Here is a 12,530-nt window from a genome sequence, read left to right as displayed (position 1 = left end):
TGGAACGTCACGAAGGCTAATGACGATCGGTTGCATGCAGATGACTGCCGGATCACTGCAGAACGCTTACGGATCCTTAACTTCCGGCTAACAAACGGGGGTTTCCAGCCAACGGCGCAGCCCCTCGTGGGTGGTGGTGACGCGACTGGCATTGCGAGCCGGGCCGGGCGGGGTGGATTCGCGGGACACGCCGTAAACCCATCCATGGGGGCTCGGTCCCGCGAACCCACCCCGCCCGTCCCCTGACGGTTCCCGGGTGCCTCCACCCACGGAAAAGAAAAAAGAAGATCAAAAGCAAAGCAGCCTGGCCGGCCGCTCTTTGCTTCCTGTAGAGCCAAGCCATGCTTGGCTGCGAGCAAGCGCAGCGCGCGACCCGCTTCTGCTGTTCTTTTTCTCTTCCGTGGCTGGACGCCGCAGGAACGTGTCCGTGGCCGGGCAGGTGGGTTGCGCAGGGGCGTGAGCCGCATGGATGCGGCGACCGAGCTTACAGGGACGTACTTGCAGCGTCCCCTGCGCAATCCACCTGCCCGGCCAGCCCCCATGAATCACCGCGCCCCAGCCACGAGGGGCTGCGCCGTTGGCTGGACACTACGGCCACCAGCCATGCCCGAACCGCGCGTAACGATCCGCCGCCCGCTCGAACGGGTTGCGCGCACTCACGCCCCCACACAACAGGTAGACCGGCAGGTACAGCGGTCCCAGCACCAGGTACTGGTACACATGCGCCCGCTCGTGGTCATCCAGCCGAATCAACGGCTCCACTCCCCACCCCGCCTGGTGCGCATAGGTGCGGCACGACATGCCCAGGTCATGGCCGGTGTGCAGGATCACATTGCCCAGCGTGATCGCCCCACCCGGCCCCCAGGGCCAGTGGTCGAAGATGAGCGCACAGTCGCGCCCGCTCCAGCGCAGCTTCGCCCCGCCCAGCAGACCGGCCAGCCCAGCGATCACGCCGATCAGCGTATTGGGCACGGTCCAGGCCGCGCCCAGCACCTGCAGCGCGCGCAGCCAGAGGGGCCAGGGCCGGGAGGCGGCGTTCAATCGGCCTCGTTCGGGATCAGCAGCCACAGGATCAGATAAATCAGGATGCCGGGGAAAGCCGCCGAGCCGATCGAGATCAACACGAACACGATCCGCACCAGGGTCGGGTTCCAGCCGAAGCGATGGGCGATGCCGCCCATCACGCCGGCGATCATGCGATCGTTCAACGAACGCGACAGCGTGCGTGGCGTGGTGTTCATGGCGGTTCTCCTCGGGAATCAGAAGGCACAGTCGAGCGTGGCTCGACTCTACACCCGGGCCATGTCTACGGCGTGCGTTGGCGCAGCGCCTGCAGGCGGGTGCCGAACCAGGCCGCGGCGGTCTGTTCAGCCTGCCCGGGGCACTGGATGCGGTAAGGCTTGCCGCTCATGCTGCTCTGGCTGGCCGCGCGCTCGATGAACTGCTCGGCGCTGTCCACCTTGTCCTTCTTCAGCAGGTAGTCGTACTTGCGCTGCAGGTGCGCGCGCGCCTCGGCCGCGTCATGCCAGCTGCCGTTGCGCTGGAACCGGCACTGCGAACCGTCAAGGCTGCCGATCAGCTGGGCGATCTCGCGCTGCGCCTGCGGGCCAGGGGCGGCATGGGCAAGCGGCGTTGCCAGCAGTGCGGCGAGGATCAATGGAATACGGTAGGTCATCATCGTTTCAAGGCAGTCGAGCATGGCTCGACTCTACAGGTCGCGGGCCTTCAGCCAGCCATCGATCGTTGCCGGCACTTCGCGCTGCGCGCGGCCGGACACGTAGATCCCGATGTGCCCGCCGCGGAAACTGGATTCGGTGTAATCAGCCGTGCCCAATCGCCCACGCATGGCACGCGAGGCATCCGGTGGCACCAGATGATCCTGCTCGGCATAGATGTTCAGCACCGGCAGGGTCACCTGCGACAGATCCACCGCTTCCTCGCCGATCCGCACCGTGCCATTCACCAGCCCGTTGCCCTGGTAGAACTGCTTGATGAAGTCACGGAACGCCTCGCCCGCCAGGTCCGGCGAATCGAAGATCCACTTCTCCATGCGCAGGAAATCCTCCAGCGCGGCCTTGTCATCGAGGATGTCCAGCAGGCCCACGTACTTCTGCACGTTCAGGCGGAACGGCTTGAGCATCAGGTAACTGGCGTTCATCAGATCGGCCGGGATGTTGCCCAGCGTGTCCACCAGCAGGTCCACGTCCACCTGCCGTGCCCAATGCGAGAGCATGTTGTCGGCAGTGTGGAAATCGACCGGGGTGACCATCGTGATCAGGTTGCCCAGCTTGGGCCGGCGCAGCGCGGCATAGCACAGGGCGAACACGCCGCCCTGGCAGATGCCCAGCATGTCCACCGTCCCACCGCTGCGTGCACGCAGCGCATCCACTGCGCCATCGATATAGCGCAGCAGGTAGTCCTCCAGGGCCTGGAAGCGCTCGGAGCGGTCCGGATAGCCCCAGTCCAGCACGTACACGTCCTGGCCCAGCGCCAGCAGCTTCTGCACCAGCGAACGGTCCGCCTGCAGGTCGACCATGTACGGCCGGTTCACCAGCGCGTAGACGATCAGCAGCGGCGGCTTGCGGCTCGGCGCCTGCTCGCCCACGAAGCGGTACAGCACCACCTTGCCGTCGCGCCAGATTTCCTCGCGGGCGGTGGCGCCATAATCCACGTCCTCCACCTGCGGCAGCAGCTTCAGCCCTTCCATCAGCTTGCGCTGCATGGCCAGGGTTTCCTGCATCAGGTCATCGGCGTTGAAGCCCAGCGGTCCTTTCATCGGTCGTTATTTCCGCGCAGTGGTGCGGCGTGCGGCGGGCTTCGCCGGTGCTTTCTTTGTTGCAGCCTTCCTGGCAGCCGGCTTGGCCACGGCGGACTTCTTCGCCGGTGCCGCCTTCTTCGCCGCCTTGCGCGCGGCCGGCTTCACCTTGGCCGGGGCGGGCTGCGCCACCGGGTCGACCTCGGCGGTACCGGCCAGCACCGCCACCTGCGCCTGCAGGCGGCGCAGGCTGCGCTCCAGCTCTGCGATGCGGCGGTGGGCGGCGTCCATCTCGCTGCGCGTGGGCAGGCCGATGCGTTCGCTCACCTGCTCGACCTCGCGCTGCAGGCCTGCACGCAGGCGCATCTGCGCATTGCCCAGCGAGGCGTAGACCTGCTGGAACGCCTCGGACAGGGCGACCTTGGCGTAGGCCTCCTCGGCCACCTCGATCCACAGGTCGAACATCGCCCGTGCGCTGGTCAGCTGGCTGCCCGGCTGTTCGTGCTCGGCCAGGCGCTTCTCGAACAGGTCGAAGGCCTCTTCCAGCGCCTGCTTGATCTGGTCCACGTAGGCACGCGAATGCTGCTGGTATTCCTCCTGCGCGCGCAGCAGGGTCTGCCAGCGCGCCTGGTGCTCGCGGCCGGGGCCGAACGCCGGGCTCTGCAGCCACGGGCCCGCCTGCACCTGCCACTGCTGCAGCCAGGCAGCGAACTCGGGCAGCGAGGCACCGGCCTGTGTGCTGCCGCGTGCGCCCTGCAGCATCCACTGCAGCATGCCATCGCCCTGCCCCTGCACGGCTTCGCGCCAGGCCTGGGCCACGTCGGCGCTGCTGGCGTCGCGCCCGGCAAAGCGCGCGGCCACTTCCTGCATGGTCCCGTACCAGCTGCCGGCCTGCTCGCGGAAGCGGCGCAGCGCATCTTCCGGGGCACCCTGCCCCTGCTCGGGCAACAGCTGCCCCCACCAGTCAAACAGGCGCTGCCAGCTGCCCGGGTCTTCCCCGGCCGGTGCGCCCGGCGTGGCGGCATGGCGCAGGGCATCGCCCCAGGCGCCGAAGTACTGGCGGGACAGGTTCTCGAAATCGCTGCTGCCGGCGTCGTGGGCCGAGCTGGTCATCGCGGGCCTCCGCTGGGCTGGGTCATGGCTTGGGGATGTGCAGGGTCTTGCTGATCATCAGCGACCCGGACAGGGCGAACAGCAGCACCATCGGGTGCAGCTGCCACGGGCCGAGCTGCCATTGGCCGAACCAGAGGTTGTGGCCGATGGCGTCGGTGCCGGCGGCAATGGCCAGCACGATCACCAGCGCCAGGCTGGTGGGAATGGGCGTGCCCTCGAAATACTTGACCTTGCCCTCGTCGCCGGACAGCGACTCGGCGGTCACGTTGTAACGGGCCAGGCGGCTGACGCCGCAGCAGACGAAGTAGCTCAGCACCAGCCAGTCCCAGCCGCCCTGCATGCCGCAGGCATAGGCCAGCGCCGCCGGGGCCACGCCGAAGGAGATCACGTCCGACAGCGAATCAAGCTCACGGCCCAGCGTGGAACTGGACTTGCGCCAGCGCGCGATGCGGCCGTCGAGGGCGTCGAAGATGAAGGCCAGCGGGATCAGCGCCATGCCGAACATCAGGTAGCCGCGCTCGCCGTCCTGCAGGAAGCGCATGGCGGCAAACACGGCCCCGGTGCCGCAGAAGGCGTTGGCCAGGGTGAACCAGTCCGCCAGTTGGAACTCACGCAGCATCGAGAAATGACGTTTCATGGGGTCTCACGGAGGATCAAGGCGGACAGGGTACCGCGAGCGCTGCTGCTGGCGACAGCGCGGACCGACGACGACCTTCACCTGCCCGTCACCGCTCATCACCAGCGGTGAATTTTTGGCCACCCATCTTGACAGCCTAGGGGGGTGGCGCCTGTCGGGGCTTATCCACAAAGTTGCCCACGCGTAATCCACACCCCCTGTGGACAACCTGGTCTCAGGGACTGCGACGCTGGCCATTTGCTGATCACCTCGACGAGGGGTTTCCCTACTTCCCAAGTTGCCGACCCGGCGCTATGGTCACCGGCGGACCCGCCGACGCCACGTCCGATTCCTTTTTCATGGACGTTGTCGATGCTGGACGCACGCACCCTGGCCGCGCAGTTGCGGCACCCCAACGGCGAAGCCGCGCTGGCCGTGGGCGAATCGATGAACCGCAGCAATGGCGAGCTCAATCGGGCCGCCATCACCCTGCTGGCGGTGGCGCCGGGCGAACAGGTGCTGGAGATCGGGCCTGGCAACGCTGCCTTTGCACCGCTGCTGCTGCAGGGCGCCGACAGCCGCTACCTGGGCATTGAACTGTCCACGGCGATGGTCGATGCCGGCAACCAGCACCTGGCCGGCACCGGCCTGGCCGATCGCGCCGTCCTGCGCCACGGCGATGCCCACGCACTGCCGGTGGCCGATGCGTCGGTGGACGCGGCGCTGGCGGTCAACACGCTGTACTTCTGGCCCAACCTGGCCCCGGTGCTGGATGAACTGGCGCGCGTCGTGCGCCGTGGTGGCCGCCTGTGCCTGGCCTTCGGCGATGCCGCCTTCATGCGCAGCCTGCCATTCGCCGCCGATTTCCAGCTGCATGAGCTGGATGCCGTGGAACTGGCTCTGCGGGTGTCCGGCTTCAATGTCTCGGCCTGGCGCAGCCACCGGGAAACGGCGGCGGGCAACGACGGGCAGGCGCGCGACAAGCATTTCCACCTGTTGCTGGCGCACCGGCGCTGACCCCCGCCGGGCATGGCCCGGCGCTACCACGGTGCGGCGGATGATCCGGCGGGTGCGGTATCGGTAGCGCCGGGCCATGCCCGGCGAGCGCAGCGGCGCCCCGGATACCCTCAGAGCCGGCTGAACGCCCAGCTCTGCATGCGTCCATCCCGGTACGGCATCACCCCATGGAACGGGCGCGGGTCGGCATCGAACACCAGCGGCAGGAAGTTGCGGTCGCCCTCCCACATCGGCAGCGTGTCCAGCTTGTCCACGTCCACCCACTCCAGGGTGCCCTCGTGGTTGCCGCCGTGCGGGCTGCCTTCGAAGCTGTCGATGATGAAGACGAAGCCGAACCAGTCCTCGCCGTGCTTGCCGAAGCCCGGCCAGCTGATGGTGCCGCGCAGGCGCATGGCCGTGCAGTCGATGCCGGCTTCCTCGGCGATCTCGCGGCGCATGCCGGCCGCCACGTCCTCGGTCGGTTCAACCTTGCCGCCCAGGCCGTTGTACTTGCCCAGGTGGTGGTCACCGGGCCGCGTGTTGCGGTGGATCATCAGCACCTGGCGACGATCGGGCGAGAGCACGTAGCCCAGGGTGGCGACGATCGGGGTATACGGCATGGGGCAGCATCCAGCGGCAGGTCAGCCCCGGATTATGGCCGATCAGCGCACCAGCGACAGGCGGCGCTCGGCCGGCAGCGCCGCGCTGCCCTCCGGGTCGCGGCGCAGGGTGGCCACGCCGTGGCCTCGCTCGGCCAGGTATTCCAGCCACTTGCCGAGGAAGGTGTTCATCCGCATGCGATGGCTGATCAGCTCCGCCGGCGGCGGGTACAGGCCCATCGTGTCCTGCCAGCGGCGGCCCACGTAGCAGTGGGTGGTCTCGGCCTGGCGGGCATCACGGTACAGGCGCACATAGGCCGAGGGGTCCGGCTCGCCGGTCACCGGGTCGGCCAGGTCGTAGGTCAGGCGCAGCTCCACCGTGTAGCGGTGGCATTCGATCACATCCAGGCGCACGTCCAGGCCGTCGCCCACGGAGGAGACGTAGCTGCCGGCGGTCAGTTCGGCCGGGGCGAACAGGCGCACCAGATGCCGGTAGTTTTCGGCATACAGGCCCATCAGCCAGCTGAGCCGGCTCAGGCGGGGGATGCGTTCGGTGCGGGGCGAGGCTTGGGCCATGGGTCGATCCTACACGTTGGCCATACAACGTGGGGGCTGCATGGGCCCGGCCAAAGGGGGGCGTTCAACCGCCGCCGCGCCCGGGACGCCCGACCGAAACCTCGGGTAGTGCCGGCCGCTGGCCGGCAATCCGCTGCCGCCGGCCACCCTGGCAGCCGGCCAGCGACCGGCTCTACCAGCCGCCTCAATACATCTCGCGCTGCAGCCCCAGCGTGCCCAGCACCTTGCTGGAAATCTCCTCGATCGAGGTATGGGTGGTGCTCAGCGTCGGGATCCGCTCCATCTGGAACATCACCTCGGCGGCGGCCACTTCGCGCTTGCAGGTGTCCAGGTTGGCGTAGCGCGAGTTCGGCCGGCGCTCCTGGCGAATCTGCTGCAGGCGGTCCGGGTCGATGGTCAGGCCAAATAGTTTCCGACGATAGTTTCTCAGCCGCGGCGGCAGGCGGTCGCTTTCCAGGTCCTCGTCGGTCAGCGGGTAATTGGCCGCGCGCACCCCGTAATGCAGGGCCAGGTAGATGCAGGTGGGCGTCTTGCCCGCGCGCGACACCGCCACCAGGATCACGTCGGCGTCGTCGTAGTTCACCGCGATGCCGTCATCGTGGGTCAGGGCGAAGTTCATCGCGTTGATGCGGCGGTGGTAGGTCTCGAAGTCCACCATGCCGTGGGCCTGGCCGACCCGGGCCAGGCGCGGGCTGGACAGTTCCCGCTCCAGCGGCTCGATGAACGGGGCGAATACGTCCAGCATCAGGGCCCCGCTTTCGCCCAGGATCAGGCTCAGGCTCTGGTCCACGCAGGAGTTCACCACGATGGGCCGGACCTGGTACCGCTCCCCCGCCGCCTGGATCCGGGCACAGGCTTCCCGGGCTTTTTCGGGGTCGTCGATGAACGACATTCGATCAGTGATGAAGCTGAACCCGGTGAACTGCGTGAGCAGGCTATGCCCAATGGTTTCAGCGGTGATACCGGTTCCATCGGAAACGTAGAACACCGGACGGATGGTCGACATAGGCGGTTTTCACCCCTCTGAAGCTGAAAATGGTTGCAGCACAAGCTTGTGCCGACGGTACTGCGACCGGCATCATATCGGCTTCTTCCTACGGACGCGGCCATTCAGCCCGCCTCGGGCGATGGCCAAACGGAGCATCGCGCTTGAACGAGAACATCCTGTGGTTGCACGAACTGCGTCTGGGCGATCTGGCCCGCGTAGGCGGCAAGAATTCGTCGCTGGGCGAAATGATCGGCAACCTGGCCGGTCTGGGGGTCTCCGTCCCCGGCGGTTACGCCACGACCGCTGAAGCCTTCAAGGACTTCATTGCCCACAACGACCTGTCCAAGCGCATCTTCGACAAGCTGGCCACGCTGGACGTCGAGGACGTCAATGCGCTGACCGTCGCGGGCAAGGAAATCCGCACCTGGGTGATCGATGCCCCGCTGCAGCCGCAGCTGGACCAGGACATCCGCAGCGCCTACGCCACGCTGAGCGCCGAGAACGGCGGCGGCGACGTGGCCGTTGCAGTGCGATCCTCGGCCACCGCCGAAGACCTGCCCGATGCGTCCTTCGCCGGCCAGCAGGAAACCTTCCTCAACGTCACCGGTGCCGACGATGTCGTGCACAAGGTCAAGGAAGTGTTCGCCTCGCTGTACAACGACCGTGCCATCGCCTACCGCGTCCACCACGGCTTCAAGCACGAAGACGTGTTCCTGTCGGCCGGCGTGCAGCTGATGGTGCGTTCGGGCGTCGGCTCGTCCGGCGTGCTGTTCACCCTGGACACCGAATCGGGCTTCCGTGACGTGGTGTTCGTCACCTCGTCCTTCGGCCTGGGCGAAATGGTCGTGCAGGGCGCGGTCAACCCGGACGAGTACTACGTCTACAAGCCCACCCTGCAGGCCGGCAAACCGGCGATCCTGCGCCGCTCGCTCGGCAGCAAGGCGATCCGCATGGTGTATTCGGATGTCCCCGGCGAGCGCGTCAGGATCGAGGACACCCCGGCCGAACTGCGCAGCACCTTCTCCATCAGCGACGAGGACGTGCAGGAACTGTCCAAGCAGGCCCTGGTCATCGAAAAGCACTACGGCCGCCCGATGGACATCGAGTGGGCCAAGGACGGTGTCAGCGGCAAGCTGTTCATCGTGCAGGCGCGCCCGGAAACGGTGAAGTCGCGCAGCCACGCCACTCAGATCGAGCGCTTCGCGCTGACTGAAAAGGGCGGCAACGTGCTGGCCGAAGGCCGTGCCGTCGGCGCCAAGATCGGCTCGGGCACCGCCCGCGTGGTCAAGACGCTGGAAGACATGAACCGCGTGCAGCCGGGCGACGTGCTGATTGCCGACATGACCGACCCCGACTGGGAGCCGGTGATGAAGCGCGCCTCGGCCATCGTCACCAACCGTGGTGGCCGTACCTGCCACGCCGCGATCATCGCGCGCGAGCTGGGCGTGCCGGCCGTGGTCGGTTCGGGCAACGCCACCAAGGTCATCGAAGATGGCCAGCAGGTCACCGTCAGCTGCGCTGAAGGCGATACCGGCTTCATCTACGAAGGCAAGCTCGATTTCGAGCGCACCACCACCGATCTGGGCAACATGCCGCCGGCACCGCTGAAGATCATGATGAACGTGGCCAACCCGGAACGTGCCTTCGACTTCGGCCAGCTGCCGAACGCCGGCATCGGCCTGGCCCGCCTGGAAATGATCATCGCCAGCCACATCGGCATCCACCCGAACGCGCTGCTGGAATACGACCGCCAGGATGCGGCCACCAAGAAGAAGATCGACGAGAAGATCGCCGGCTATGGCGACCCGGTCAGCTTCTACGTGGACCGCCTGGCTGAAGGTATCGCCACCCTCACCGCTTCGGTTGCCCCGAACCCGGTCATCGTGCGCCTGTCGGACTTCAAGTCCAACGAGTACGCCAACCTGGTGGGCGGCAGCAACTACGAGCCGCACGAAGAGAACCCGATGATCGGCTTCCGCGGCGCCAGCCGTTACGTCGATCCGAGCTTCTCGGCCGCGTTCGCGCTGGAATGCAAAGCCGTGCTGCGCGTGCGCAACGAAATGGGCCTGGACAACCTGTGGGTCATGATTCCGTTCGTGCGCACCCTGGAAGAAGGCCGCAAGGTCGTCGAGGTGCTGGAACAGAATGGCCTGAAGCAGGGCGAGAACGGCCTGAAGATCATCATGATGTGCGAAGTGCCGTCCAACGCACTGCTCGCCGATGAGTTCCTGGAGATCTTCGATGGCTTCTCGATCGGCTCCAACGACCTGACCCAGCTCAGCCTGGGCCTGGACCGCGATTCGTCGATCGTCGCGCACCTGTTCGACGAACGTAACCCGGCGGTGAAGAAGCTGCTGTCGATGGCCATCAAGGCCGCACGCGCCAAGGGCAAGTACGTCGGCATCTGCGGCCAGGGCCCGTCCGACCACCCGGATCTGGCCGAGTGGCTGATGCAGGAAGGCATCGAGTCGCTGTCGTTGAACCCGGATACCGTGGTCGACACCTGGCTGCGCCTGGCCAAGCACAAGGCCAATGGTTGATCCATTGATGGGCTGACGTCGCTTTCATTGGCGTCCGCCCATACTGCAGCTGCATGCACGCCCCGCCTCTGCGGGGCGTGCTTGTTTCTGGCGTTCGCATACGCCATGCCCCCTGCTGCAAAGGAACCCGCATGATTGCTGTCACCGCCCCCGCCACGACCTGGTTCCATTCGCTGGATTGGGAACGCCTGTTCGAAACCTACGGCGTGCCGCTGCTTGCCGCCATCGTGGTGCTGCTGGTCGGCATGTGGCTTGCAAGACGGGTGTCCAATACCCTGCTGCGTGCAACGGCAAGGGTCGGCATGGACCCGATGCTCGGCAATTTCATGCGAAACGTGGTGTATTCGGCCTCGCTGGTCATCGTGGTCGTGCTGGCCATCAATACGCTGGGCGTACCGATTTCCCCGCTGCTTGCCGTGCTCGGCACCGCCGGCCTGGCCGTCGGCCTGGCATTGAAGGATTCGCTGTCCAACATCGCCTCCGGGGTGATGCTGGTGACCCTGCGCCCGTTCCGCGTTGGCGATGTGGTGACCGTGGCCGGGCAGACCGGCACCGTGCGCGAAGTGCGCATCTTCCAGACCGTCATCACCGGCGCGGACAACCAGCACACCACCATTCCCAACACGCTGATCACCGCCGCGCCGATCATCAACCTCACCGCCGAGCCGACGCGCCGCGTCGAACTGGTGATCGGCATCGGTTACGAGGACAACATCCAGCTGGCGCGTGAAACCGCCATCGCGCTGATGAAGGCCGACAGCCGCGTGCTGCCTTCGCCCGAGCCGGACGTGGTGGTGTACGAGCTGGGCGACCACGCCATCAAGCTGGGCATCCGCTGCTACGTGAAGTCGGCCGACCAGTTCGGTACCAAGGTCACCCTGCTGGAACAGATCAAGCTGGGCTATGACAAGGCTGGCATCAACCTGCCCTACCCGCAGCAGGACATGCACCTGTACCTGCATGGCAAGGATGGCGGCGTGGTCGAGGCCGAGGCGCTGGTGCGCGACAAGCCCTGACTTCCAGGTTCCGCCGGGCATGGCCCGGCGCTACCCGCAGCATTGGTAGCGCCGGGCCATGCCCGGCGGACGTTCAACGTCAGGCTTCGACGGCCTCTTCCAGCGCCGGGTAATCGGTATACCCCGCTTCACCGCCGCCGAAGTACGTCGCGCGATCCGGCGGGTTCAGCTCCGCCCCGTTGCGCAGGCGCTCCGGCAGATCAGGGTTGGCGATGAACGGCCGGCCGAAACCGATCAGGTCCGCCCAGCCCTCGGCCAGCGCCCGCTCGGCACGTTCGGCGGTGTACTTGCCGGCGTAGATCAGCGTGCCCGGGTAGACCATGCGCAGGGCCTGCTTGAATGCCACCGGCATCACCGGCGCATCCTCCCAGTCGGCCTCGGCGATGTGCAGGTAGCCCACGCCGAGCCCGCCCAGCAGATGCGCGGCGGCCAGGTAGGTCGCCTGCGGCGTGTCGTCCACCGCACCCTGCAGGGTCGTCAGCGGCGCCAGGCGCACGCCCACGCGCTGCGCACCGGCGACGGCCGCCACGGCCTCCACCACCTCGCGCAGGAAGCGCAGGCGGTTCTGCAGCGCGCCGCCGTAGCCATCGGTGCGCTGGTTGGCCTGCGAATCGATGAACTGGTTGATCAGGTAGCCGTTGGCACCATGCAGCTCGACGCCGTCGAAGCCCGCGGCCAGCGCATTGCGGGTGGCCTGCGCGTAGTCGGCGATGATGCCCGGAATCTCGCCCTCGGCCAGCGCGCGCGGCATCGAGTGCTGGATCATCTCGCCCACGCCCGACCCGGGGCCGGCGCCGGTCGGGTCGACGAAGACCTTCACCCCTTCGGCCAGCAGTGCCGATGACGATACCGGCGCCGCGCCATCGGGCTGCAGGGCGACGTGGGAGACACGGCCGACGTGCCACAACTGGGCGAAGATGCGGCCACCGGCGGCGTGTACCGCATCGGTCACCTGCCGCCAGCCCTGCACCTGTGCCTCGCTGTGGATGCCCGGGGTCCAGGCATAGCCCTGGCCCTGCGGGCTGATCTGGGTACCTTCGCTGACAATCAGGCCGGCACCGGCGCGCTGGGCGTAGTACTGGGCCATCTGCGCGGTGGCGACATTGCCGGCGGCCGCCCGCGAGCGGGTCATCGGCGGCATCACGATGCGGTTCGGCAGGGCCAGCGTGCCCAGGGTGTGGGGAGTGAACAACATGGCGCATTCTCTTGCGGGGGACTGACCGCAAGGATGGGGACGCCCCGCAGCGCGCAACAGCCGCCCGCGGGCAAAACAGTTGTGCCGTGAAGGCAAGGGTCGGGGTCGGATCCCTTTTAAGGGTCGGGGTCGGATC

Annotated in this window: 13 protein-coding genes; 3 read left to right on the top strand and 10 right to left on the bottom strand. The window is 67.1% G+C overall.

The genetic code is table 11. The features are described from left to right. Nucleotides 1-588 precede the first annotated feature (588 nt). The 6 genes from C1926_RS05775 to C1926_RS05750 all read right to left on the bottom strand — a co-directional run bounded on the left by C1926_RS05775 (nucleotide 589) and on the right by C1926_RS05750 (nucleotide 4,505). Nucleotides 589-1,041 (bottom strand): hypothetical protein, encoded by a 453-nt coding sequence (locus C1926_RS05775; protein WP_079222292.1) that lies wholly within the window; start codon nucleotides 1,039-1,041, stop codon nucleotides 589-591. Continuing rightward, nucleotides 1,038-1,241: a PspC domain-containing protein gene (locus tag C1926_RS05770; RefSeq protein WP_079222293.1), complete on the bottom strand. Its 204-nt coding sequence runs from the start codon at nucleotides 1,239-1,241 to the stop codon at nucleotides 1,038-1,040. Before C1926_RS05770 ends, C1926_RS05775 begins: the two co-directional genes overlap by 4 nt. Nucleotides 1,242-1,306: 65 nt before the next feature. Next, nucleotides 1,307-1,675, bottom strand: coding sequence for a YfeK family protein (locus tag C1926_RS05765; RefSeq protein ID WP_108758535.1), 369 nt, complete (start codon nucleotides 1,673-1,675; stop codon nucleotides 1,307-1,309). Nucleotides 1,676-1,708: 33 nt separating this feature from the next. Next, nucleotides 1,709-2,776 carry a class III poly(R)-hydroxyalkanoic acid synthase subunit PhaC gene (gene phaC, locus C1926_RS05760; RefSeq protein ID WP_108758534.1) on the bottom strand — a complete coding sequence of 356 codons (1,068 nt, stop codon included), beginning with the start codon at nucleotides 2,774-2,776 and terminating at the stop codon, nucleotides 1,709-1,711. Nucleotides 2,777-2,782: 6 nt separating this feature from the next. Then, nucleotides 2,783-3,868: a class III poly(R)-hydroxyalkanoic acid synthase subunit PhaE gene (gene phaE, locus C1926_RS05755; protein ID WP_108758533.1), complete on the bottom strand. Its 1,086-nt coding sequence runs from the start codon at nucleotides 3,866-3,868 to the stop codon at nucleotides 2,783-2,785. Nucleotides 3,869-3,890: 22 nt separating this feature from the next. Then, nucleotides 3,891-4,505, bottom strand: coding sequence for a phosphatidylcholine/phosphatidylserine synthase (locus C1926_RS05750; RefSeq protein ID WP_108746909.1), 615 nt, complete (start codon nucleotides 4,503-4,505; stop codon nucleotides 3,891-3,893). Nucleotides 4,506-4,850: 345 nt separating this feature from the next. Here C1926_RS05750 and C1926_RS05745 point away from each other — a divergent pair, with 345 nt between their 5' ends. Next, nucleotides 4,851-5,501, top strand: coding sequence for a class I SAM-dependent methyltransferase (locus tag C1926_RS05745; RefSeq protein WP_108758532.1), 651 nt, complete (start codon nucleotides 4,851-4,853; stop codon nucleotides 5,499-5,501). Nucleotides 5,502-5,611: 110 nt separating this feature from the next. Here C1926_RS05745 and C1926_RS05740 read toward each other — a convergent pair whose 3' ends face one another. From C1926_RS05740 to C1926_RS05730, 3 genes are all read right to left on the bottom strand, one after another. Next, nucleotides 5,612-6,100, bottom strand: coding sequence for an 8-oxo-dGTP diphosphatase (locus tag C1926_RS05740; RefSeq protein WP_079222301.1), 489 nt, complete (start codon nucleotides 6,098-6,100; stop codon nucleotides 5,612-5,614). A gap of 42 nt (nucleotides 6,101-6,142) precedes the next feature. After that, on the bottom strand, nucleotides 6,143-6,655 hold the full coding sequence (locus C1926_RS05735) for a DUF1249 domain-containing protein (protein ID WP_079222302.1): 513 nt from the start codon (nucleotides 6,653-6,655) through the stop codon (nucleotides 6,143-6,145). Nucleotides 6,656-6,839: 184 nt separating this feature from the next. Then, the gene (locus C1926_RS05730) at nucleotides 6,840-7,661 is read right to left on the bottom strand and encodes a pyruvate, water dikinase regulatory protein (RefSeq protein WP_079222303.1); all 822 of its coding nucleotides are present in this window, start codon (nucleotides 7,659-7,661) and stop codon (nucleotides 6,840-6,842) included. 143 nt (nucleotides 7,662-7,804) lie between these two features. Between C1926_RS05730 and ppsA the strand changes: the two genes are divergently transcribed. Beyond that, complete coding sequence (ppsA, locus tag C1926_RS05725; RefSeq protein ID WP_079222304.1) at nucleotides 7,805-10,183, top strand: phosphoenolpyruvate synthase; 2,379 nt, start codon at nucleotides 7,805-7,807, stop codon at nucleotides 10,181-10,183. A gap of 131 nt (nucleotides 10,184-10,314) precedes the next feature. Further along, nucleotides 10,315-11,199: a mechanosensitive ion channel domain-containing protein gene (locus C1926_RS05720; RefSeq protein WP_108758531.1), complete on the top strand. Its 885-nt coding sequence runs from the start codon at nucleotides 10,315-10,317 to the stop codon at nucleotides 11,197-11,199. Between the two features lie 79 nt (nucleotides 11,200-11,278). Here C1926_RS05720 and C1926_RS05715 read toward each other — a convergent pair whose 3' ends face one another. Beyond that, nucleotides 11,279-12,394 (bottom strand): alkene reductase, encoded by a 1,116-nt coding sequence (locus C1926_RS05715; RefSeq protein ID WP_108758530.1) that lies wholly within the window; start codon nucleotides 12,392-12,394, stop codon nucleotides 11,279-11,281. Nucleotides 12,395-12,530 lie beyond the last annotated feature (136 nt).

This window comes from Stenotrophomonas sp. ZAC14A_NAIMI4_1 (assembly GCF_003086915.1).
Lineage (GTDB): Bacteria > Pseudomonadota > Gammaproteobacteria > Xanthomonadales > Xanthomonadaceae > Stenotrophomonas.
The sequence above is the reverse complement of the archived record's forward strand: the minus strand, read 5'-3'. Positions and strand labels throughout refer to the sequence as shown.